Source organism: Achromobacter sp. EG18, assembly GCF_059759395.1.
Map to the genome: position 1 here is coordinate 1 of NZ_CM186213.1, position 23,680 is coordinate 23,680.

General features: G+C 62.9%; 15 protein-coding genes, 2 tRNA genes and 3 rRNA genes. 9 read left to right on the plus strand and 11 right to left on the minus strand.

From position 1 onward, the window contains the following. Positions 1-915 precede the first annotated feature (915 nt). The 5 genes from AC6CR5_RS00005 (at position 916) to rrf (ending at position 6,237) form a co-directional block, all read left to right on the plus strand. Positions 916-2,446 (plus strand): 16S ribosomal RNA (locus AC6CR5_RS00005). Positions 2,447-2,576: 130 nt separating this feature from the next. Beyond that, positions 2,577-2,653 (plus strand) — tRNA-Ile (locus tag AC6CR5_RS00010). 30 nt (positions 2,654-2,683) lie between these two features. Continuing rightward, positions 2,684-2,759 (plus strand) — tRNA-Ala (locus AC6CR5_RS00015). Positions 2,760-3,042: 283 nt separating this feature from the next. Continuing rightward, a 23S ribosomal RNA gene (locus AC6CR5_RS00020) occupies positions 3,043-5,923 on the plus strand. Between the two features lie 201 nt (positions 5,924-6,124). Next, a 5S ribosomal RNA gene (gene rrf / locus AC6CR5_RS00025) occupies positions 6,125-6,237 on the plus strand. Together the 16S, 23S and 5S rRNA genes with 2 tRNA genes alongside form the textbook arrangement of a ribosomal RNA operon. 126 nt (positions 6,238-6,363) lie before the next feature. On the opposite strand, the gene AC6CR5_RS00030 is transcribed toward rrf, so the two are convergent. After that, positions 6,364-7,749, minus strand: coding sequence for a sigma-54-dependent transcriptional regulator (locus AC6CR5_RS00030; protein ID WP_020926882.1), 1,386 nt, complete (start codon positions 7,747-7,749; stop codon positions 6,364-6,366). A gap of 101 nt (positions 7,750-7,850) precedes the next feature. After that, positions 7,851-9,779, minus strand: coding sequence for a sensor histidine kinase (locus tag AC6CR5_RS00035; protein WP_498085137.1), 1,929 nt, complete (start codon positions 9,777-9,779; stop codon positions 7,851-7,853). A 295-nt stretch (positions 9,780-10,074) separates the two neighbouring features. Between AC6CR5_RS00035 and AC6CR5_RS00040 the strand changes: the two genes are divergently transcribed. Then, on the plus strand, positions 10,075-11,415 hold the full coding sequence (locus AC6CR5_RS00040; protein WP_006387788.1) for a dicarboxylate/amino acid:cation symporter: 1,341 nt from the start codon (positions 10,075-10,077) through the stop codon (positions 11,413-11,415). A gap of 77 nt (positions 11,416-11,492) precedes the next feature. On the opposite strand, the gene AC6CR5_RS00045 is transcribed toward AC6CR5_RS00040, so the two are convergent. The 7 genes from AC6CR5_RS00045 to AC6CR5_RS00075 form a co-directional block, all read right to left on the minus strand. Then, positions 11,493-12,104 (minus strand): Maf family protein, encoded by a 612-nt coding sequence (locus AC6CR5_RS00045; RefSeq protein WP_054499779.1) that lies wholly within the window; start codon positions 12,102-12,104, stop codon positions 11,493-11,495. A gap of 49 nt (positions 12,105-12,153) precedes the next feature. After that, positions 12,154-12,624, minus strand: a complete 471-nt coding sequence (gene rlmH / locus AC6CR5_RS00050) for a 23S rRNA (pseudouridine(1915)-N(3))-methyltransferase RlmH (RefSeq protein ID WP_006387790.1) — start codon at positions 12,622-12,624, stop codon at positions 12,154-12,156. Between the two features lie 8 nt (positions 12,625-12,632). Next, entirely contained in the window at positions 12,633-13,037 is a 405-nt protein-coding gene (gene rsfS / locus AC6CR5_RS00055) for a ribosome silencing factor (RefSeq protein WP_006387791.1), read from the minus strand. 73 nt (positions 13,038-13,110) lie between these two features. After that, the gene (nadD, locus tag AC6CR5_RS00060) at positions 13,111-13,698 is read right to left on the minus strand and encodes a nicotinate (nicotinamide) nucleotide adenylyltransferase (RefSeq protein WP_024068318.1); all 588 of its coding nucleotides are present in this window, start codon (positions 13,696-13,698) and stop codon (positions 13,111-13,113) included. Next, a complete protein-coding gene (gene hemF, locus AC6CR5_RS00065; protein WP_006387793.1) occupies positions 13,695-14,606 on the minus strand; it encodes an oxygen-dependent coproporphyrinogen oxidase in 912 nt (303 codons plus the stop codon). The genes nadD and hemF overlap by 4 nt, the downstream gene beginning before the upstream one ends. Positions 14,607-14,618: 12 nt before the next feature. Continuing rightward, positions 14,619-15,926, minus strand: a complete 1,308-nt coding sequence (gene purD, locus AC6CR5_RS00070) for a phosphoribosylamine--glycine ligase (RefSeq protein ID WP_006387794.1) — start codon at positions 15,924-15,926, stop codon at positions 14,619-14,621. A gap of 179 nt (positions 15,927-16,105) precedes the next feature. Beyond that, the gene (locus AC6CR5_RS00075) at positions 16,106-16,837 is read right to left on the minus strand and encodes a YebC/PmpR family DNA-binding transcriptional regulator (protein ID WP_006387795.1); all 732 of its coding nucleotides are present in this window, start codon (positions 16,835-16,837) and stop codon (positions 16,106-16,108) included. A 159-nt stretch (positions 16,838-16,996) separates the two neighbouring features. Between AC6CR5_RS00075 and AC6CR5_RS00080 the strand changes: the two genes are divergently transcribed. The 3 genes from AC6CR5_RS00080 (at position 16,997) to AC6CR5_RS00090 (ending at position 20,715) form a co-directional block, all read left to right on the plus strand. Further along, positions 16,997-18,520, plus strand: coding sequence for a helicase HerA-like C-terminal domain-containing protein (locus AC6CR5_RS00080; RefSeq protein WP_024068320.1), 1,524 nt, complete (start codon positions 16,997-16,999; stop codon positions 18,518-18,520). A 144-nt stretch (positions 18,521-18,664) separates the two neighbouring features. Further along, complete coding sequence (locus AC6CR5_RS00085) at positions 18,665-19,732, plus strand: tartrate dehydrogenase (protein ID WP_047993441.1); 1,068 nt, start codon at positions 18,665-18,667, stop codon at positions 19,730-19,732. A gap of 26 nt (positions 19,733-19,758) precedes the next feature. Beyond that, positions 19,759-20,715: a WaaZ-like lipopolysaccharide core biosynthesis protein gene (locus tag AC6CR5_RS00090; protein WP_498085138.1), complete on the plus strand. Its 957-nt coding sequence runs from the start codon at positions 19,759-19,761 to the stop codon at positions 20,713-20,715. A gap of 57 nt (positions 20,716-20,772) precedes the next feature. Here the strand turns inward: AC6CR5_RS00090 and AC6CR5_RS00095 are convergent, their stop codons facing one another. Further along, complete coding sequence (locus AC6CR5_RS00095; RefSeq protein WP_047993439.1) at positions 20,773-22,392, minus strand: DHA2 family efflux MFS transporter permease subunit; 1,620 nt, start codon at positions 22,390-22,392, stop codon at positions 20,773-20,775. 12 nt (positions 22,393-22,404) lie between these two features. Next, positions 22,405-23,664 carry an HlyD family secretion protein gene (locus AC6CR5_RS00100; RefSeq protein ID WP_020926895.1) on the minus strand — a complete coding sequence of 420 codons (1,260 nt, stop codon included), beginning with the start codon at positions 23,662-23,664 and terminating at the stop codon, positions 22,405-22,407. Positions 23,665-23,680: the final 16 nt, after the last annotated feature.

Genomic DNA, 23,680 nt, shown 5'->3' on the forward strand with positions numbered 1-23,680 from the left:
ATTCTGTGCTATAGTCTCGCTCCTTCGCAGTTCAAGCAGTTTTGTTGAGCGGCGAGGCCAGGCAAGTGCAACGGATCCGAGTGCTAAGGCAAGCGGATCTGTCGCAGGGCAGCAAGGCGGTGAATCAGCGATGATTCTCTCGAACCGGCGGTCAGCGAGTTTTGCATAGGATGGTGCGAATCAGGCAGAAGCCAGTTGCACGATCTGCAAAAATTGTGCTATAGTCTTGGGCTTGGCTGGTGACGGCGAATCAGGGTTTACCCGGTAGGGTGGTCTGGCCAGCGTTGCAAGCCAGCTGGGGCGGTAACCAACCTCCGAAGCGATTTGGGGCTGCTGCGAAAGTGAAGTGATTCACGAAGCGGCGGGGTTGCAAGATAGGATGCAAGTTAGGCAAAAGCCGGTTGCATAATCTGCAAAAGTTGTGTTATAGTTTCAGGCTTGGCAGTTACCGAAAACTTAGGGTTAACCCTGATATTTCGATAGCTGCTAAAGAGAAAGCCGGGTGTGAGCCTGGTGAGACCTGAAGGGGTCGTAGGCAAGGCAGCGAAGTGAAGCAAGCGACGCTGACTTGACAAACGATAAAAACTTCTTCATAATCTCGTTTCTCTGCTGCTGACACAGCGATCGACGCGAAAGCGAAATCGCCGAAGAAAGCAGAAGATGCAGTAAGTAGTTTGGTAGTACAGAATTTGGCAGTACCGCTCTTTAACAATTAAACAACCGATAAGTGTGGGCGCTTGATGCGAGTGCACAGTGATTGGGTTTTAAACCCTTTCACAAGCACAATGAAATCAAGTGCTCACTAGAAGTGAAGTACCTTAGATGTCAAGTCTAAGCACATACCTCACTTCCTTTGAGTAGCGACGTATGACTCGGTTCTTCGGAACTAAGAAATACGAAACAAATACAGAGATTAAACTGAAGAGTTTGATCCTGGCTCAGATTGAACGCTAGCGGGATGCCTTACACATGCAAGTCGAACGGCAGCACGGACTTCGGTCTGGTGGCGAGTGGCGAACGGGTGAGTAATGTATCGGAACGTGCCCAGTAGCGGGGGATAACTACGCGAAAGCGTAGCTAATACCGCATACGCCCTACGGGGGAAAGCAGGGGATCGCAAGACCTTGCACTATTGGAGCGGCCGATATCGGATTAGCTAGTTGGTGGGGTAACGGCTCACCAAGGCGACGATCCGTAGCTGGTTTGAGAGGACGACCAGCCACACTGGGACTGAGACACGGCCCAGACTCCTACGGGAGGCAGCAGTGGGGAATTTTGGACAATGGGGGAAACCCTGATCCAGCCATCCCGCGTGTGCGATGAAGGCCTTCGGGTTGTAAAGCACTTTTGGCAGGAAAGAAACGTCGCGGGTTAATACCCCGCGAAACTGACGGTACCTGCAGAATAAGCACCGGCTAACTACGTGCCAGCAGCCGCGGTAATACGTAGGGTGCAAGCGTTAATCGGAATTACTGGGCGTAAAGCGTGCGCAGGCGGTTCGGAAAGAAAGATGTGAAATCCCAGAGCTTAACTTTGGAACTGCATTTTTAACTACCGGGCTAGAGTGTGTCAGAGGGAGGTGGAATTCCGCGTGTAGCAGTGAAATGCGTAGATATGCGGAGGAACACCGATGGCGAAGGCAGCCTCCTGGGATAACACTGACGCTCATGCACGAAAGCGTGGGGAGCAAACAGGATTAGATACCCTGGTAGTCCACGCCCTAAACGATGTCAACTAGCTGTTGGGGCCTTCGGGCCTTGGTAGCGCAGCTAACGCGTGAAGTTGACCGCCTGGGGAGTACGGTCGCAAGATTAAAACTCAAAGGAATTGACGGGGACCCGCACAAGCGGTGGATGATGTGGATTAATTCGATGCAACGCGAAAAACCTTACCTACCCTTGACATGTCTGGAATGCCGAAGAGATTTGGCAGTGCTCGCAAGAGAACCGGAACACAGGTGCTGCATGGCTGTCGTCAGCTCGTGTCGTGAGATGTTGGGTTAAGTCCCGCAACGAGCGCAACCCTTGTCATTAGTTGCTACGAAAGGGCACTCTAATGAGACTGCCGGTGACAAACCGGAGGAAGGTGGGGATGACGTCAAGTCCTCATGGCCCTTATGGGTAGGGCTTCACACGTCATACAATGGTCGGGACAGAGGGTCGCCAACCCGCGAGGGGGAGCCAATCCCAGAAACCCGATCGTAGTCCGGATCGCAGTCTGCAACTCGACTGCGTGAAGTCGGAATCGCTAGTAATCGCGGATCAGCATGTCGCGGTGAATACGTTCCCGGGTCTTGTACACACCGCCCGTCACACCATGGGAGTGGGTTTTACCAGAAGTAGTTAGCCTAACCGCAAGGGGGGCGATTACCACGGTAGGATTCATGACTGGGGTGAAGTCGTAACAAGGTAGCCGTATCGGAAGGTGCGGCTGGATCACCTCCTTTCAGAGCTTAGTGCTCGTGTTAAGCGTCCACTCTTATCGGTTGTTTGATATAGCTGGGATCGGTTGTGGGCTTGGGTAGAGGGACTCCTCCCTGTGTCCATGACTTCTGACTACTGATCCGGGAAGGTTTTGGGTCTGTAGCTCAGTCGGTTAGAGCACCGTCTTGATAAGGCGGGGGTCGTTGGTTCGAATCCAACCAGACCCACCAAGTATTCGCAGGTAGAGATGCCGTGGATATGGGGGTGTAGCTCAGCTGGGAGAGCGCCTGCTTTGCAAGCAGGATGTCATCGGTTCGATCCCGTTCACCTCCACCAAGACCTGTGCCTGGTGGGATGTAGAGGCTAACTCATAACACTGCGAGCAGTGCTATGAGTTAGGTTTTACCTGACAGCTATATTTGTTCTTTAACAATCTGGAAGAAGCACAACGAAATGTGCTCATCGAGTAATCAGCTTGCTGATGAAGATGGGTACGGGTTGTGATTGCATTAATTTTGTTCCAAGTTCTCAAGACTGGGGTGAATAACCTCAGACTGCTTTGAAACTTATGAACGGCACAAACGCTAATACTCAGGTCCTATAGCCTACAGCGTTATAGGATCAAGCGACTAAGTGCATATGGTGGATGCCTTGGCGATCACAGGCGATGAAGGACGTAGTAGCCTGCGAAAAGCTGCGGGGAGCTGGCAAACAAGCTTTGATCCGCAGATATCCGAATGGGGAAACCCACTGCGCAAGCAGTATCCCTGACTGAATACATAGGTCAGTGGAAGCGAACCGGGTGAACTGAAACATCTCAGTAGCTCGAGGAAAAGAAATCAACCGAGATTCCGAAAGTAGTGGCGAGCGAAATCGGAAGAGCCTTCACGTTTTAGCATGCAAGATAGTCGAACGGAATGGAAAGTCCGGCCGTAGCAGGTGATAGCCCTGTAGACGAAATTTTGTGTGTGGAACTAAGCGTGAGAAAAGTAGGGCGGGACACGTGAAATCCTGTTTGAAGATGGGGGGACCATCCTCCAAGGCTAAATACTCGTGATCGACCGATAGTGAACCAGTACCGTGAGGGAAAGGCGAAAAGAACCCCGGAAGGGGAGTGAAATAGATCCTGAAACCGTATGCATACAAACAGTAGGAGCCTCCTTGTGGGGTGACTGCGTACCTTTTGTATAATGGGTCAGCGACTTACATTCAGTGGCAAGGTTAACCGAATAGGGAAGCCGTAGCGAAAGCGAGTCCGAATAGGGCGATTCAGTCGCTGGGTGTAGACCCGAAACCAGATGATCTATCCATGGCCAGGTTGAAGGCACGGTAACACGTGCTGGAGGACCGAACCCACTAATGTTGAAAAATTAGGGGATGAGCTGTGGATAGGGGTGAAAGGCTAAACAAATCTGGAAATAGCTGGTTCTCTCCGAAAACTATTTAGGTAGTGCCTCAAGTATTACTGCGGGGGGTAGAGCACTGTTATAGCTAGGGGGTCATGGCGACTTACCAAACTATGGCAAACTCCGAATACCCGCAAGTACAGCTTGGGAGACAGAGCACCGGGTGCTAACGTCCGGACTCAAGAGGGAAACAACCCAGACCGCCAGCTAAGGTCCCAAATTATCGCTAAGTGGGAAACGAAGTGGGAAGGCATAGACAGTCAGGAGGTTGGCTTAGAAGCAGCCATCCTTTAAAGAAAGCGTAATAGCTCACTGATCGAGTCGTCCTGCGCGGAAGATGTAACGGGGCTAAGCGATAAACCGAAGCTGCGGGTGTGCACTTTGTGCACGCGGTAGGAGAGCGTTCTGTAAGCCTGCGAAGGTGGCTTGTAAAGGCTGCTGGAGGTATCAGAAGTGCGAATGCTGACATGAGTAGCGATAAAGGGGGTGAAAAGCCCCCTCGCCGTAAGTCCAAGGTTTCCTGCGCAACGTTCATCGGCGCAGGGTGAGTCGGCCCCTAAGGCGAGGCAGAGATGCGTAGCTGATGGGAAGCTGGTTAATATTCCAGCACCGTCGTACAGTGCGATGGGGGGACGGATCGCGGAAGATCATCAGGGTGTTGGATGTCCCTGTTGACGTATCGAAGATGGCGCTTAGGCAAATCCGGGCGCGTAAATCAAGGGTACGGCACGAGCGAGCATTGCTTGCGAAGTGATTGGAAGTGGTTCCAAGAAAAGCCTCTAAGCTTCAGCTGTACGAGACCGTACCGCAAACCGACACAGGTGGACGGGATGAATATTCCAAGGCGCTTGAGAGAACTCAGGAGAAGGAACTCGGCAAATTGATACCGTAACTTCGGGAGAAGGTATACCCCGGTAGTGTGAAGCGCCTGCGCGCTTAGCATGATGGGGTCGCAGAGAATCGGTGGCTGCGACTGTTTATTAAAAACACAGCACTCTGCAAAGACGAAAGTCGACGTATAGGGTGTGACGCCTGCCCGGTGCCGGAAGGTTAAGTGATGGGGTGCAAGCTCTTGATCGAAGCCCCGGTAAACGGCGGCCGTAACTATAACGGTCCTAAGGTAGCGAAATTCCTTGTCGGGTAAGTTCCGACCTGCACGAATGGCGTAACGATGGCCACACTGTCTCCTCCTGAGACTCAGCGAAGTTGAAGTGTTTGTGATGATGCAATCTACCCGCGGCTAGACGGAAAGACCCCATGAACCTTTACTGTAGCTTTGCATTGGACTGTGAACCGGCCTGTGTAGGATAGGTGGGAGGCTTTGAAGCGTGGTCGCTAGATCACGTGGAGCCATCCTTGAAATACCACCCTGGTTTGTTTGCGGTTCTAACCTTGGTCCGTTATCCGGATCGGGGACAGTGCATGGTGGGCAGTTTGACTGGGGCGGTCTCCTCCCAAAGTGTAACGGAGGAGTTCGAAGGTACGCTAGGTACGGTCGGAAATCGTGCTGATAGTGCAATGGCATAAGCGTGCTTGACTGTGAGACTGACAAGTCGAACAGGTGCGAAAGCAGGACATAGTGATCCGGTGGTTCTGAATGGAAGGGCCATCGCTCAACGGATAAAAGGTACTCTGGGGATAACAGGCTGATACCGCCCAAGAGTTCATATCGACGGCGGTGTTTGGCACCTCGATGTCGGCTCATCTCATCCTGGGGCTGTAGCCGGTCCCAAGGGTATGGCTGTTCGCCATTTAAAGAGGTACGTGAGCTGGGTTTAAAACGTCGTGAGACAGTTTGGTCCCTATCTGCCGTGGGCGTTGGATACTTGACGGAGCCTGCTCCTAGTACGAGAGGACCGGAGTGGACGTACCTCTGGTGTACCGGTTGTCATGCCAATGGCATTGCCGGGTAGCTAAGTACGGAAGAGATAACCGCTGAAGGCATCTAAGCGGGAAACTCGTCTGAAGATTAGGTATCCCGGGGACTTGATCCCCCTAAAGAGTCGTTCGAGACCAGGACGTTGATAGGTCGGGTGTGGAAGCGCAGTAATGCGTTAAGCTAACCGATACTAATTGCTCGTGAGGCTTGATCCTATAACACTGATGGTTATGACCTGGTGATATAGCGTTCCAAGTGTCGTTCAATACAAAATCTGGCTGCCCCGTCAGCAGCCAGCCAACACCAATTACACCCACTGTGCGTTGATCATCGAGTCACACTCTGATCACCACACGTTGCGCTTCTTCCAAGATTGGAGCGGTTGTCCCTCAAAGACAATCTCTCAACCCGTTACGCCTGACGACCATAGCAAGGTGGTACCACTCCTTCCCATCCCGAACAGGACAGTGAAACGCCTTTGCGCCGATGATAGTGGACGGACGTCTGTGAAAGTAGGTCATCGTCAGGCTTTTATTGCTCAAAACCCCACAGGCTCGCGCCTGTGGGGTTTTGTTTTTGCCCCAAAAGAACCCCCGTGCGGCTGGCGCCGCACGGGGGTTTTTACTTGATCCCACGGAAATTCAGCGCGGACGGTTCAGTTGGTGGCGCCGGTGTAATCCTGCCGATCGATGCCGTGGCGCTGCAGCTTGTCGTAGAAGGTCTTGCGCGGAATGCCCAACGCTTCCAGCGTGGCGCGCACATCGCCCTGGTGGGCGGCGAGGGCGTCGCGGATGAGCTGGGCCTCGAAGCGTTCCATCTTTTCCGGCAGGGTGCCTGGCGCGGTTTCCGCGGTTGGCGAGACTGCAGCCGGCGTGTTGAGCACGCCCAGCACGAAGCGCTCGGCGAAGTGGGCGAGTTCGCGCACGTTGCCGGGCCAGTCGTGCGTCAACAGGTGACGCTTGATGTCGGCCGGCATATCGGGAATGTCGCGTTGGAAGCGGCGCGAGGCGTGACCCAGATAATGGGCCAGCAGCAGCGGAATGTCCTCGCGGCGTTCGCGCAGCGGCGGGATACGGATGGTGACGACGTTGAGCCGGTAGAAGAGATCTTCACGAAATTTGGCGCGGATCGCGGGATTGCCCAGGTCTTCCTTGGTGGCGGCGACGACACGCAGATCCAGGCTGCGGACCTCGTTGCTGCCCAGCGGCGTGATCTGGCGGGATTCCAGTACCCGCAGCAGCTTGACCTGCACGGCGAGCGGCATGCTTTCGATTTCGTCCAGGAACAGCGTGCCGCCGCTGGCATGCTCGATGCGCCCGATGCGGCGCTTCTGTGCGCCGGTGAAGGCGCCGGCCTCGTGGCCGAACAGCTCACTTTCGATCACGCTTTCGGGTAGCGCGCCACAGTTGATCGCAACCAACGCCCGGTGACGGCGGCGGCTCAGGCGATGCAGGGCGGTGGCGACCACCTCTTTGCCCGTGCCGGTCTCGCCCTCCACCAGGACATCGACGTCCGCATCGGCGATGTGGCGCAAGGTCTGCTTGATGCGCTGCATGGCCGGTGTGGTGCCGATAAAGGGCACTTCATCGGCTTCGACGGCGAACGCCGCTTCGCGCAGGCGGCGGTTTTCAAGCACCAGGTGGCGCTTTTCGGCGGCGTGGGTGATGGCGGTGACGAGGCGGTCAGGCGGATAGGGCTTGGCCAGGAAATCATAGGCGCCGTCGCGCATGCATTGCACCGCCATGGCGATATCGCCATGGCCGGTAATGAGAATGACGGGAATTTCCGGATCGATGGCGCGCAGGCGCTGGAACAGTTGCAGGCCGTCGATATCGGGCATGCGGATGTCGGTGACCACCACGCCATCGAAATCACGATTCAAGGTGGCCAGCGCACCGCGCGCACTGGCGTGGGCTTGCACGTCGATGCCGCGCAGCTTGAGTGTCTGCACATTGGCGCGACGCAGTTCGTCGTCGTCATCGATGAAAGCCACCAGGGGCGCCGGCCGGTTGCCGGCAGCCGCTTCGAACATTGCGGCCATGGCCGGCTCGGCCTCGGTGTGTTCCAGGTGTCTGGTGTCTGATGCCGGCGTCGCCGGATCTAGCCGGGTCGGCGGGCGGGAAGGGGAGTCAGGAACGCGGGTCATGGATCGGCGGGCGGCGACTTGCGCAGCGTGAGGGTGAACATCGCGCCGCGGTCGGGACCGTGGGGCGCGGGGAAAATGGCGTCGCCGGGATGGGCGACACGCAGGTCGCCGCCGAACTCGGCGACGATGTCGCGCGAGATCACCAACCCCAGTCCGAGGCCTTCGGCCTTGGTCGTGTGGAACGGCGTGAACAGCCGGGCGCTGGTTTCGGCCGACAGACCCGGGCCGTTGTCGCTGACGAACAACTGCACCGATGCGCCCATGTCCTGCATGGCGACGACGATGCGGCCGTCGGCCCGGCCTTCAAGCGCATCCAGACCGTTCTGCAGCAGATTCACCATCACCTGCTCCAGACGGATGCGGTCGGCCCACACCCGATGATCCTGTTCGACGGGAGGCCGCTGCAGGACCACGCCCTGCCGCCTGGCGCGCGGGCCGACCAGCAGCAGCGCGCCGTCCAGCGCTTCCTGCAGGCTGGTCGGGCCCACCGACGCCCCGGCCTTGCGCGAAAAGGCCCGCAGTTCGCCGGTTATATGGCCGATGCGTTCCGTAAGCGAGGCGATGGTGGCCAGGTTTTCCTCGACCGAGGGATTGTCGCGCCGGCGCAGGAATTCGGCGGCGTTGTCGGCATAGGCGCGGATGGCGGCCACCGGCTGGTTGATTTCATGCGCCACGCCGGCGGCCACCTGTCCCAATAGCGCGAGCTTGCTGGCCTGCACCAGTTCGTCCTGCATGGTGTGCAGGCGCGCTTCGGTGCGCTGGCGTTCGTCCATCTGCGCGACCAATTGCTGGTTGGCCGCGCGCAACTGCGCGGTGCGTTCCTCGACCTGCGCGGCCAGTTGCTGGCGTACGGCCAATTGCTGCGCGCTGCGCTCGCGGCCCCGGTGACGGCGGTACAGCAGGATGCCGATCACCGCGGACAGCACGCCTTGCGCCAGCAGCGCGCCCAGCTGCGCGTTGGCGGTGGCGCGGTTCAGGGCCGACTGCACCGGCGACAGCAGATGCAACGTCCAGCCCGGCGATTCGACAATGGGCAGCGTGGTGTGCAGCAGCGGCGCACTGGCCGGGATTTGCGGCAGGGCTTCGCCGGCCCGCACCAGTTGGCCGCCACTGACGGTTTGCAGGGGCGGCTGCAACGGGATTGGCTGGAACATGGCATCGCCGAACTGCAGGCTGGTGCGCAGGGTCTGGGCCAGGTCGGGCGCGAGCGGCGCCACGACGCGAAAGCGCCAGTCGGGCACGCTTCCCAGGAGCACCACGCCATGCTCGTCGGTGACGAAGATGGGCGCGTTCGACTGGCGCCAATCGGCCTCGAGATCGCGGAAATCGACTTTCAATACCACCACGCCCAGCATGGCGCCATTGGCGTCGTCCACACGGCGCGACAGGTACAGCCCGGCTTCGTGGCTGACCGTGCCCAGGGCGAAGTGTTCGGCGGAGCCATGTGCCACTGCGCCGCGGAAATACGGCCGGAACTGGTAGTCGACACCGACGAAGGTGGCCGGCTCGCGCCAGTTGCTGGCGGCGATCGCATAGCCGCTGCGGTCCAGTACGTAAATTGCGGATGCGCCAACGCCGCGGCTCAAGGTATCGAGTTTCTCGTCGAGCGCTTCGATCTGCGCTGCCGAGGGCGCCTGCAGCGTGGCGCGCAGGTCCACGTCGCGCGTCAGGACGAAGGGCAGCGCGCGGAACTTGTCCAGGTTGTTGCGGAGCAGGGCGGCATTGATCTGTCCCGCGCTGCGGGCCTGCTGGTAGGCCTCCTTGAGCGCTCCTTCCCGCGCCCATTGACTGACGGCGTGCAGGATGCCAAAGACGGCGGCCACCGCCACCAAGGCCAGCAGGATCCAGGCCCAGGCGGGAAGGCGGCGTGGGCCGATGGCGTCCGGATCCGGCTGCGTCGGCGGGAAGGCTGAGGGGAGGGGCATGGTGTTGTGCGGTTTTTCGCACATTTTATCCGGTTTCTGTGCGGTATTTCGCTCGATATTTTATCGGTGTACCGTGGGGTGGAAAAAATTCCAAGTCGAATCAAACACTTGAGGCGGCGGCGAGGGAGGCTTGCTGCTGGCACGGGGTTTGCGTATGTCCCTCCAAGCCCGGCCACATCGCACACCGGGTGAAATCGGCCTGCGCCAATACGCAAGGCTCTAAAAGAGATAACGCCCCGATATCCGCTGCGCCACGACGCGGGGGAACAGGGGCCCCTGGTGGGGACAAATCCCAATGATCGAAGTGGATCAAGGCGCGCCTGCGCGCAAGCTCAAGTTCTATCAAATCCTGTACGTGCAGGTGCTGTTCGCCATTGTGGTCGGCATTCTGCTGGGCTATTTCAAGCCCGATCTCGGCCAGGCGATGCAGCCCCTGGGCGATGGCTTCATCAAGCTGGTGAAGATGATCATCGCGCCGGTGATCTTCCTGACGGTAGCGACCGGCATCGCGGCCATGAGCGACCTGAAGAAGGTCGGCCGCGTGGCCGGCAAGGCCATGCTGTACTTCCTGGTGTTCTCGACCCTGGCGCTGATCGTCGGCATGCTGGTGAGCCACCTTGTGCAGCCGGGCGCCGGCATGCACATCAATCCGGCCACGCTCGACCAGAAGGCGGTGTCGGGCTATGTCGCCAAGGCGCATGACTCGACCATCACTGGCTTCCTGCTGAACGTCATCCCCACCACGATCTTCAGCCCCTTCGTCGGCGGCGACATCCTGCAGGTGTTGTTCGTGGCGGTGCTGTTCGGCATCGCGCTGGCGCAGGTCGGCGAGCGCGGCAAGCCGGTGCTGGACTTCCTGACGGCGCTGGCCCAGCCCATCTTCAAGCTGGTCGCCATCCTGATGAAGGCCGCGCCCATCGGGGCCTTTGGCGCGATGGCGTTCACCATCGGCAAGTACGGCATCAAGTCGATCATCAACCTGGCGATGCTGGTGGGCACGTTCTACGCCACTTCGGTGCTGTTCGTGGTCGTGGTGCTGGGCCTGGTGGCGCGCTACAACGGCTTCTCGATCCTGAAGCTGGTGCGCTACATCCGCGAAGAACTGCTCCTGGTGCTGGGCACGAGCTCGTCGGAAGCGGCACTGCCGACGCTGATGCAGAAGATGGAGCGCGCCGGCTGCTCGAAGTCGGTGGTCGGCCTGGTGGTGCCCACCGGGTATTCGTTCAACCTGGACGGCACCAACATCTACATGACGATGGCGGCGCTGTTCATCGCCCAGGCCTGCGACATTCCGCTGTCGTTGGGCGACCAGATCCTGCTGCTGCTGGTGGCGATGCTGAGTTCCAAGGGCGCCGCGGGCGTGACGGGCGCCGGCTTCATCACGCTGGCAGCCACGCTGTCGGTGGTGCCGACCGTGCCGGTGGCCGGCATGGCGCTGATCCTGGGCGTGGACCGCTTCATGTCCGAATGCCGCGCGCTGACCAACCTGGTGGGTAACGCCACCGCCGCCGTGGTGGTGGCGCGCTGGGAAGGCGAGCTGGACAAGGACCAGTTGCATGCGGCGCTGGAAGGCGAGGCCCCGGCGCCCGGCGTGCAACCGCAGGCGATGGCGCAGGTGTCGACCTCGCAAAGCTGATCGCTGCCGCGGATCGCTACAAAAAAGCCCCCGGGATCGCCAAGGTCCCGGGGGCTTTTTTCATGTTGCCGCGCGAATCAGGGAATCGCGATGCCGGCGGCCCGCAGCAGGTTGGCGGTTTCGAACAGGGGCAGGCCCATGACGCCGGTGTAGCTGCCGTCGATGCGCGCGATGAAAGTGCCGGCCAGGCCCTGGATGCCGTAGGCGCCGGCCTTGCCGTAGGGTTCGCCGCTGTCGCAATAGCGCGCGATTTCGTCCGCTTGCAGCGGCCGCATTTGCACCTCGGTGATGGAGACCGACTCCAGCAGGCGTTCGCGGCTCCACAGCGCCACGGCGGTGTGCACTTGGTGCGTCTGGCCCGACAGCGCCTGCAGGATGCGGATGGCGTCGTCGCGGTCGGCGGGCTTGCCCAGCACCTGGCCGTCCAGGATGACCGTGGTGTCGGCGGCCAGCAGCGGCATGATGGGCAAGGATTGGGCGCGCAGCCAGTCGCGACCGCGTTCGGCCTTGTCGCGGGCCGTGCGCCGGACGTAGTCGGCGGCGCTTTCGCCGGGGTGTTGCGGTTCGTCTTCGCCGGGCGGCGCGGGCACGCGCAGCACCTCGTGCGGCAGGCCGATCTGTGTCAGCAATTCGCGCCGGCGAGGACTGGCGGAGGCGAGGTAGAGGCGTGCGGGCAAGGCGTCAGTCATGGGAGGCGGCGCGCTGCAGGCGCGCGAGGCTGGCGCCGGGCGTCATGCCTCAGGCGCGGTGATAGGGATGGTTGGTCATGATGGCCCAGGCGCGGTAGAGCTGTTCGGCCAGCACCACGCGCACCATGGGGTGTGGCAGCGTCAGGGATGACAGGCGCAGTTGACCGCTGCACGAGGCCTTGAGGTCGGCGTCGAGTCCGTCGGGGCCGCCGACCAGGAAGGCGACGTCCTGGCCGCCGGCGCGCCATTGCTCGAGCTTTTGCGATAACGCCATGGTGGTGAGATCGCGGCCGCGTTCGTCCAGCGCCAGGCGCAACGCGCCGGCCGGCAGGGCGGCCTCGATGCGCTTGGCTTCGGCCGCCATCATCTGTGCCGGGGTCTTGCCGGTGGTGCGCGGTTCGGGCTTGATTTCACGCAGTTCCAGCGCGCAGTCCGGCGGCAGGCGCTTGGCGTAGTCGTCCCAGGCTGTCTGCACCCAGTCCGGCATGCGGGTGCCCACGGCCGCGACGATCAGTTTCACGACGCGCCTCAGTCGTCAGTGCTGTCGTAGCCGCTGTCGCCGGCGATCGGCGCGGACCGGGTGGATTCGGGCAACAGTTTGACGCGCACCGGCTTGCCGCCCCAGATCTCTTCCAGGTTGTAGTACTGGCGGATGGCGGGCTGCATGATGTGGACGACAACGTCGCCCAGGTCGACCACGACCCATTCGCCGGTGTCTTCGCCTTCGATCGTGATGCCCGACAGGCCGAGCGCGCGGCCGCGGTCGGAGACGCTGGAGGCCAGCGCACGGGTCTGCCGGTTGGAGGTGGCGCTTGCAATCACGACGCGATCGAACAGGCTGGTCAGATGCGTGGTGTTGAAGACCTTGATGTCTTGCGCCTTGACGTCTTCGAGGGCGTCGATGACGGCGCGTTGGAGTTTCTGTATATCCATAGCTGCAAATATAACCCGCTGACGGGCGGTGGGAGCCGGTTCCGCGGCGCCGCGCGCCGAGGCGGGGGTGGGTTTATCGGTAAAGATGGTGCGCCGCAATATAGGCGGCGACAGGGGCGGCCAGCAGGCCGTCGGTCGGTTCGCCCCGGGCCAGGCGCTCGCGGATCTGCGAGGCCGAGACCGGCATCGGGGCAAAAGGCAATTCTTCGAGTTCGCGCCCCTGGCCGCGCAGCCAGTCGGCCAGTTCGGCCGGCGGCGTCAGCGGCGTGCCGGGGCGCGTGGCCACGGCCAGGTCGACCAGGCTGGCGATGTCGCGCCAGGACTGCCAGGTGCAGAAATTGGCCAGTTGGTCGGCGCCCAGCAGCCAGACGTAGCGCGCATCGGCGGGCAGGGCGCGCAGGGTGTCGATGGTGTAGGTGGCGCCGCCGCGCTCCAGTTCGATCGGGTTGACCGCCAGGCCGTCACGGCCCGCAATGGCCAGTTCCAGCATGGCGCGGCGCTGTTGCGCGGTGGCGTGCAGGGCGGCGCGTTGCCACGGGTTGGCGGCCGGGATCAATTGCACCTGCGCCAGATCGAGCGCGCGCAGTGCGTTTTCGGCCAGGGCGACATGCGCGACGTGGACGGGGTCGAAACTGCCGCCCAGGAGCCCGATACGCTTCACACCCAGTCCCGCGGCGTCAGGTAGGCGGCCAGTTCGGCCTCGGGCGTCCCTGCCTGGGGCTGCCAGTCGTAGCGCCATTGCGCCAGCGGCGGCATCGACAGCAGGATCGACTCGGTGCGGCCGCCCGATTGCAGGCCGAACAGCGTGCCGCGGTCGAACACCAGGTTGAACTCGACGTAGCGGCCGCGGCGATAGGCCTGGAAGTCGCGTTCTCGCTCGCCATACGGCGTGTGGCGGCGGCGGTCGACGATTGGCAGGTAGCTGTCGAGGAAGGCGTCGCCGACCGAACGCGTCAAGGCGAAGGAGGCGTCGAAACCGGGGGCGTTCAGGTCGTCGAAGAAGATGCCGCCGATGCCGCGGGTTTCGTTGCGGTGCTTGAGGAAGAAGTATTCGTCGCACCAGCGCTTGTAGCGCGGGTAGTAGTCGGCGCCGTGGCCCGCCAGGGCGTCGCGGCACACTGCGTGGAAGTGGCGCGCGTCTTCCTCGAAGGGGTAGTAGGGCGTCAGGTCGATCCCCCCGCCGAACCAGAACACGTCGGTTTCGTCATGGCCGGGACGGGCCGTGGCGACGAACATGCGCACGTTCATGTGCGTGGTGGGCACGTAGGGGTTGCGCGGATGCAGCACCATCGAGACACCCATGGCCTGCCATGAGCGGCCGGCCAGTTCGGGCCGGTGCGCGCTGGCCGAGGGCGGCAGCTTGGAACCCTGGACGTGGCTGAACAGCACGCCGGCGCGTTCGAACAACTGGCCGCCTTCGAGCAGGCGCGACACGCCGCCGCCGCCTTCGGGCCGGATCCATTCGTCGGTGCGGAACGGGCCGCCCTCGGCGGCTTCCAGCGCCCCGACGATGCGGGCCTGCAGGCCGGTGAAGTAGCCGCGGACGTCGGCGACGGGCAATGCGTTCATCGGCGCTTCCGGTTACGCGTTGGACTTGGGCTTCTGCTGCGACGGCTTGAGCGCGCGCCAGCCGATGTCGCTGCGGTACTGGCGGCCGTCGAAGTGGATGCCGTCGATGGCTTCGTAGACGCGGTCGCGCGCCATCTTGACCGAGTCGCCCAGCGCGGTGACGCACAGCACGCGGCCGCCGGTGGTCTGGGTTTCGTCGCCTTCCAGGCGGGTGGCCGCGTGGAACACCATGCAGTCGTCGGCGTCTGCGGGCAGGCCGCGGATGACGTCGCCGGTGCGCGGGGTATTGGGATAGTTGTGCGAGGCCAGCACCACGCCCAGGGCGGTGCGGCGGTCCCAGGTGATGTCGGCCTGGTCCAGCGTGCCTTCGACGGCGTGCTCGAGCGCGTCCAGCAGGTCGCTCTTGACGCGCATCATGATGGGCTGGGTTTCCGGGTCGCCCATGCGGCAGTTGAATTCCAGCGTCTTGATGTCGCGGTCGGGATCGTCGCCGGGGGCGATCATCAGGCCGGCGTACAGGAAGCCGGTGTAGGGGATGCCGTCGCGCGTCATGCCCTGCACGGTCGGCAGGATGATTTCGCGCATGATGCGGTGATGCAGCTCGGGCGTGACGATGGGCGCGGGCGAATAGGCGCCCATGCCGCCGGTGTTCGGACCCTGGTCGCCATCTTGCAGGCGCTTGTGGTCCTGGCTGGTGGCCAGCGCCAGCACGTTGCGGCCGTCGCACATGACGATGAAGCTGGCTTCCTCGCCGACCAGGCATTCCTCGATGACGACGCGCGCGCCGGCCTCGCCCATGGAGCCGTCGCCGAGCATGGCGTCGACGGCTGCGTGCGCTTCTTCGAGCGTGGCGGCGACTACCACGCCCTTGCCCGCGGCCAGGCCGTCGGCCTTGATCACGATGGGGGCGCCTTCCTGGTCGATGTAGGCGTGGGCGGCGGCCGGATCGGTGAAGGTCTCGTAGCGCGCGGTCGGGATGTTGTGCCGGACCATGAAGGCCTTGGCGTAGTCCTTGGAGCTTTCCAGCTGCGCGGCGGCCTTGGTCGGGCCGAAGATCTTCAGGCCACGAGCGCGGAAGACGTCGACCACGCCAGCGGCCAGCGGCGCCTCGGGGCCGACGACCGTCAGGGCGATGCCTTCGCGCTGGACGAAATCGGCCAGTTCCTCGGCATTGGTGAGCGGGATGTTTTCCATCTGCTCGGCCCGTTGCGTGCCGCCGTTGCCCGGCGCCACGTACACCTTGTGTACGCGCGGGGAGCGGGCCAACCGCCAGGCGAGGGCATGTTCGCGGCCGCCCGAGCCAATTACCAGGAGTTTCATTGTTGCGTGATTCTTAAGGTTGCCAGTCGAGTGTCGTCAGACACCTGCCCGAGAAATAGGCCACGGATCCGGGCGGGCCCGGATCCGGTGACAGCGGGGCGCGGGGAAGGCCAGGCCTGCGGCGCGCCGGGTAATGGAAAAACTGCGTGGAAAAGCAGCGTCGACAAGACTGCGGAAAATTATTGCGCTTCGTCGAAAATGACGGTCGTATAGACTTCCTGCACGTCGTCCAGGCTTTCGAGGGCGTCGAGCAGTTTCTGCATCTTGATGGCGTCTTCGCCGGCCAGTTCGGTTTCGTTCAGGGCCTTCATGACGATGCCGTCGACTTCGGCCTTCAGGCCGGCGTCGTCGAAGGCCTTGCGCACGGCGGCGTAGTCGGCCGGGGCGCAGACCACTTCGATCACGCCTTCCTCATCGGTGGTGACGTCTTCGGCGCCGGCCTCGAGGGCGGCTTCCATGACCTGGTCTTCCGGCGTGCCGGGAGCGAACACGAACTGCCCGCAGTGCTTGAACATGAAGGCCACCGAGCCTTCCTGGCCCAGGTTGCCGCCGTTCTTGGCGAAGGCGTGGCGCACTTCCGCCACGGTGCGGGTGCGGTTGTCGGTCATGCAGTCGACGATGACCGCCGCGCCACCGATGCCGTAGCCTTCGTAGCGGACTTCCTCGTAGGCGTCGCCGTCCGCGCCGCCCGCGCCGCGCTGGATGGCGCGCTGGATGTTGTCCTTGGGCATGTTGGCGTCGGTGGCCTTGTCCCAGGCCATGCGCAAGCGCGGATTGCTGTCCGGGTCGGGGCCGCCGGCGCGCGCCGCCACGGTGATTTCACGAATGATCTTGGTCCAGAGCTTTCCGCGTTTGGCGTCTTGGCGGCCTTTGCGGTGCTGAATATTGGCCCATTTGCTGTGTCCGGCCATGGCTTCCCAGGATAAATTGTCTGCAAAACGGGCATTTTACCGTGCCGGCGGCCGGTGCGCCCGGCTGCCGACCGCCTGTGTCCATATTGCCACGCGCACAAGCGCCGCGGCAGGCTCTACACTTGGGCATCTGAGTCATTCCGGTCCGGAGAGCAGTCCATGCCCAATCCCATCGTCATCGCCAAGAACGCCCAGACCGAGCTGGCCCTGTTGCCGGCCCTGGCCAATCGCCACGGCTGTATCACCGGCGCCACGGGGACGGGCAAGACCGTCACCCTGCAGGTGCTGGCCGAGTCCTTTTCCCGCATCGGCACGCCGGTCTTCATGGCCGACGTCAAGGGCGACCTGACCGGCATCTCGCAGGCGGGGGTGGCCAGTCCCAAATTGCAGGAACGCCTGAAAAACCTGGGCCTGTCGGAGCCGGCGTGGGGCGCCAGCCCGGTCACGCTGTGGGACGTGTTCGGCGAGCAGGGCACGCCGGTGCGGGCCACCATTACCGACATGGGCCCGCTGTTGCTGGCGCGCATCCTGGAACTGAACGATACCCAGGAAGGGGTGCTGACCCTGGTTTTCAAGGTGGCCGACGACGAAGGCCAGTTGCTGCTGGACCTGAAAGACCTGCGCGCCATGCTGCAGAACGTCGCCGATCGCGCCGCCGAACTGAAGACCCGTTACGGCAATGTGTCGGCGGCCAGCGTCGGCGCGATCCAGCGCAGCCTGCTGGCGCTGGAGTCACAGGGCGCCGAGAAATTCTTCGGCGAACCCATGCTGGACGTGGCCGACCTGATGCGCACCGACGCCCAGGGCCGCGGCATCGTCAACGTGCTGGCCGCCGACAAGCTGATGCAGGCGCCGCGGCTGTACGCGATCTTCCTGCTGTGGCTGCTGGCCGACCTGTACGAGAAGCTGCCCGAGGTGGGCGATCCCGACCAGCCCAAGCTGGTGTTCTTCTTCGACGAAGCGCACTTGCTTTTCAACGACGCGCCGCCCGCGCTGCTGAACAAGATCGAGCAGGTGGTGCGCCTGGTGCGTTCCAAGGGCGTGGGCGTGTATTTCGTCACGCAGAATCCGCTGGACATCCCGGACACGGTGCTGGGCCAGCTGGGCAACCGGGTGCAGCACGCGTTGCGGGCCTTCACGCCGCGCGACCAGAAGGCCGTCAAGACCGCGGCCCAGACCATGCGGCCCAATCCGGGGCTGGATATCGAGGCGGCCATCACTGAACTGGGCGTGGGCGAAGCGCTGGTGTCGCTGCTGGATGCCAAGGGCCGGCCGATGCCGACGGAGCGCGCCTGGATCGTGCCGCCGGCCAGCCGCATCGGGCCGGCCACCGACGCCGAGCGCCAGGCCTTGCGCCAGGGCAGTCCCATGTCGGCCAAATATGACAAGGCCATCGACCGCGAATCCGCCTACGAAGTGCTGGCCGGACGCGCCGCAGCGCCTGCCGATCAGGCGCCCGGGAAGGCCGCGCCCACGCCAACGGCGGGGGGCGCGCCGGCCGAGAAGCAGGGCGGTGGTCTCATGGACAGCCTGAATGACGTGCTGTTCGGTTCGACCGGACCGCGTGGCGGCAAACGCGACGGCGTGGTGCAGACCTTCGCCAAGAGCACGGCCCGTTCTATCGCGACGCAATTGGCCCGGGGTATCCTGGGGTCGCTGCTGGGATCCAAATCCCGCCGCTGAACGCTGTATTCCATTTTTAGGACAAATTCGGGCCCCCGCGTGTTGTAACCCGAGGTATTGTGTTGTTTGTAACTGGGGGTGTTGCGTTGGCACCATTTATGCCTATGATTCTGGGCGATATAACCCGGAAATCCAAAGGAAAAAGTGGTGGCAAAACACAAGATTGCAGTGCTTCCAGGAGATGGCATCGGCAAGGAGGTCGTGCCGGAAGGCTTGAAGGTGCTTGAGGCCGCCGCGAAGCGCTTCGGCATCGATTTCCAGTGGGATCATTTCGACTGGAGCTGCGACTATTACGCCAAGCACGGCAAGATGATGCCGGACGACTGGCAGCAGCAGATCGGCCAGCACGAGGCGATTTTCTTCGGCGCCATCGGCTGGCCCGCCACCGTGCCCGATCATGAAGCGCTCTGGGGTTCGCTGTTCAAGTTCCGTCGCGAATTCGACCAGTACATCAATCTGCGCCCGGTGCGCCTGATGCCCGGGGTGCCGTCGCCGCTGGCCGATCGCAAGCCGGGCGAGATCGATTTCTTCATCGTCCGTGAGAACACCGAAGGCGAGTATTCAAACAGTGGTGGCGTACTGTTCGGCGGCACCGAGCGCGAGGTGGTCATCCAGGAAAGCGTGTTCACCCGCGTCGGCGCCGACCGGGTCCTGAAGTTCGCCTTCGAACTGGCCCGCAAGCGCGGCAAGCACTTGACCGCGGCAACCAAGTCCAATGGCATTTCGATCTCGATGCCGTGGTGGGATCAACGCGTGGCCGACATGGCGGGGAACTTCCCCGACGTCCGCTGGGACAAATATCACATCGACATTCTGTGCGCGCATTTCGTGCAGCATCCTGACTGGTTCGACGTGGTCGTGGCTTCCAATCTTTTCGGCGATATCCTGTCCGATCTTGGGCCGGCTTGCACCGGCACGATCGGCATCGCGCCGTCGGCCAACCTGAATCCCGAGCGCAAGTTTCCGTCGCTGTTCGAACCGGTGCACGGATCCGCGCCCGACATCTATGGCAAGGGCATCGCCAACCCGATCGGCCAGATCTGGAGCGGCGCGCTGATGCTGGACTTCCTGGGTTATCCGGACGCATCGGCGGCGGTGGTTCGCGCCATCGAAACCGTGCTGGCCGACGGCCCGCGCACACGCGACATGAAGGGCAGCGCATCCACGGCTGAAGTGGGCGACGCCATTGCGTCGCTGATTCCCACGGCGTAGCGATGCATCTGCCAGGGGCCGATAACTTGGTCGATTCGATTGCCTCTCCGCCCGCGCCGGTGGGCGGGAGCCGGGCCGACCGCTTCGCCCGCAAGCTGTTTCGCATGCTGCGCTCGCGCACGCAGCGACACAACCAGCACCTGTGGCCGTTCGTGCGCATCTGGCGCGATCCGTCGGGCGTGATCTGCGGTTTTCGGGCGTTTGGACGCACCTTTCCCATCACCCCGCTGCAGCAGGGTTATGACCCGGCGGACGCAGAGGTGCACCTGATCCTGAGCGGACCCTCCATTGCGCAGATTCCATACGACCGCCTGGATATCCGGACGGCGATGGGCGTCAATGGCTCGATCGCGCTGGCTCGCAAGTTCAAGTTGCCGTTCAAGTACTACTGCATCATCGACCAGAATTTCGTGCGTGATCGCATCGACCTGGTGCGTGAAATCGTCGCCTGCGACCTGACCTTGTATGTGTTGCCGGAAGTCCTGCGCTACATCATGCAGGGCATTCCGCAGGACCTCATCCGCTGCCGCATCTGCATCATCGAGCTGATCTCGGAGCGCGCCTACGAGCGCAGCGCCGCGCCGGCGGTGCTCAAGCGCATGGTGGCGGCATCACCCGACCTGCAATTGCTGGATGCCAAGCAAGGATTGGGCTACAGCTTCGACGCGTCGCTGGGCGTGTTCGATGCCGATACGGTGGCCTATGTGGCGCTGCAGGTCTTGATTTCGGGCGGAGCGCGCAAGGTCTACTTGCATGGTCTCGACCTGACACTGCAGCACGGCATGCGTTTCTACGATGAGGGCGCCACGCCGCAGACCAGCCGCCTGGTGCGCAACTTTGCCCGCATGATCGAGCCATCGTTCCGTTTTGCCGCGCAGCAGTGGCGCGGCCGAGGCGTGTCGGTGATCAACCTGTCGCCGGTGAGCGCGTTGCCGCCGGAGGTGATCGAGCGGCAGGATTGGCAGGCGCTTCTCAAGAACTGAAAAAAAGCCCGGCGCTCGCCGGGCTTTTTTTCGCGTGTTTCGCGGGTGTAGCGCCGTTCAGTGAGCGCCTGCCGCGGCTTCCGCGGCGCCGCCGCCACCGCCCGCCTTGGCCGAGCGGGGCCGCGCGAACCATACCAGTCCGGTCAGGAGCAGGAAGATCACCGCCGAGGCGTAGAAGACATCGACCGCCGACATGGTGAAGGCCTGCGAGTTGATCATCCGGTCCACGGTGCTGAGCGCCTGCGGGTGCGACATGCCCACGCTATTCTGCAGCAGGTTCACGGTCTGGTCGAAGGCCTGTTGACCGGGCTTGGCGACTTCGGTCAGCTGCGCATGGTGCAGTGTGGCGCGGTTTTCCCACAACGTGGTGGCGATCGAGGTGCCGAATGCGCCGGCCGTCAGGCGCAGGAAGTTCGACAGGCCGGAGGCCGCGGGTATGCGCCAGGGTTCGATGCTGGACAGCGTGATCGAGGTCAGCGGCACGAAGAACGCCGCCATGGCCGCACCCTGGATGATGGTGGGGACCATCAGCGTGCGCACATCGGTCTGCGTATTGAAACCGGACCGCATGAAGCAGACCAGCGCAAAGATCAGGAATGCCACCGTGACGATCTGACGCGGGTCGCGCGTGGCCAGCATCTTGCCCACCATGGGTGTGAGCAGGATGGCCAGCAGTCCCACCGGCGCGGTCACCAGACCGGCATAGGTGGCGGTGTAGCCCATGTAGCTCTGCAGCCACAGGGGCAGCAGCACCACATTGCCGAAGAACACGCCGTACGCCACCGCCAGGGTCAGCGCGCCCACCGTGAAGTTACGGACCTTGAACAGGCGCAGGTCCACCACCGGATGCGCATCCGTCAGTTCCCAGATCAGGAAAAAGACGAACGCGACGAAGGCGATCGCCGCCAGCGCAATGATGGTGGGACTGGCGAACCAATCCAGTTCCTTGCCCTTGTCGAGCATGATCTGCAAGGCGCCGACCCACACCACCAGCAGCACCAGGCCGAGTTTGTCGATCGGCAGCTTGCGGGTCAGCGATTCGCGATTGCCATAGATGCGCCAGCTGATCCACGCGGCCAGCAGGCCCACCGGCACGTTGATGTAGAAGATCCACGGCCAGGTGTAGTTGTCGGAGATCCAGCCGCCCAGCAGCGGCCCCGCCACCGGCGCGACCAGTGTCGTCATGGACCAAACCGCCAATGCCATGCCGGCCTTGGATTTGGGAAAGCTGGCAAGCATCAATGTTTGCGACAGCGGGATCATCGGCCCGGCCACCGCGCCTTGCAGCACGCGGAAGGCGATCAGCGCTTCGAGCGAGGGCGAGAAGCCGCACAGCCACGAGGCCAGCACGAACAGCAGCGTGGAGATCAGGAACAGCCGGACCTGGCCGAACCGCTGCGTCAGCCAGCCGGTCAGCGGCACGGTGATGGCGTTGGCCACGGCGAACGAGGTGATGACCCAGGTGCCCTGGCTGGAACTGACGCCCAGGTCGCCGGAGATCGTGGGAATGGACACGTTCGCGATCGAGGTGTCCAGCACGTTCATGAACACCGCCGTGGACAGGGCGATCGACCCGATGATGCGGGTGGCGCCCTCCAGCGGCGGGTAGGTGCCCGGCGGAAGTACGGTGGGTTCGGCGGGGGCGCCGCCGGCCGCGGGCTGCGCGGTGGTGCTCATGGGAGCGCTCCCTTACTTGGCGCCGCGCGCCAAGCCGGCTTTGGCCACGGGCGAGGCGTCCGCCTGCGGGGTGAATTCGTCGGAGGCGAGGTTGGCCTGGATGATTTTCTGGATCATGGCGTCGAGCTCGTCATGGGCGGGTTCGAAGGCGCGCGTCGACCAGGCCGGTTCCTTGCGGGTGGCGGCCGTCAGCGCTTCGCCTTCCTGTTTGCCGACGTCGACTTCCACATCCATCGACAGGCCCACGCGCAGCGGGTGCGTTTTCAGGTCTTCGGGATCGAGCTTGATGCGCACGGGCACGCGCTGCACCACCTTGATCCAGTTACCGGTGGCGTTCTGGGCCGGCAGCAGGGCAAAGGCGCTGCCGGTGCCGGCATCCAGGCCCTCGACAGTGCCGTGATAGGTGATCGAGCTGCCGTACAGGTCGGCGACCATCTTGACCGGCTGGCCGACGCGCATCTTGCGCAGCTGGCCTTCCTTGAAATTGGCTTCGACCCAGACCTGGTCCAGCGGCACCACGGTCATGAGCGCGGCGCCGGGCGCCACGCGCTGGCCCACCTGCGCGCTGCGGCGGGCGACGACACCGCCGACGGGGGCCGGCAGCACCGTGCGCGATTGCGCCAGCCAGGCGTTGCGCAGGCCGGCCACGGCCTGGCGCACGTCGGGGTGGTCCGCCACCGTGGTGCCCTGGGTCAATGCCTGGTTGGTCGCCAGCTTGGCGCGCGAGGCGGCCAGTGCCGCGCGGGCCTGGGCCAGGCCCGATTGCGCGGTCTTCAGCGCGGCTTCGGCGTGCAGGATTTCCTCGCCGCTGACGCCGCCCGACTTGGCCAGCTGCTGGCGGCGGCTGACGTCGCTCTGGGCGCGGGTCAGTTCGGCCTGGGCGCGCAGGATGTCGGCGTTGCGCAGGTCGACGTCGGCGGCCAGCGCGTCGTTCTGGACATAGTAGGTGCGGACCTGGCGCACGGTCTGCGCCAGCTTGGCCTCGGCCTGCTGCAGGGCGACCTGCGTGTCGGCCGGATCGAGGCGCACCAGCGGCTGGCCGGCCGCGACGGTCTCGGTGTCATCGGCCTCGATGGCCACCACGGTGCCGGGCACCTGCGGCGTGATCTGCACCAGGTTGCCGTGCACGTAGGCGTCGTCGGTGCTCTCGAAGTGGGCGCCGAACAGGACCCACCAGATGCCGTAGGCGATCGCGATGAGGAGGAAAACGCCGGTCGCGATCAGCAGCAGGCGTTTGCGGGCGGGATTGGTCGTGGGAGTGGCTGCGTTCATGACGTCTGAATCCGGA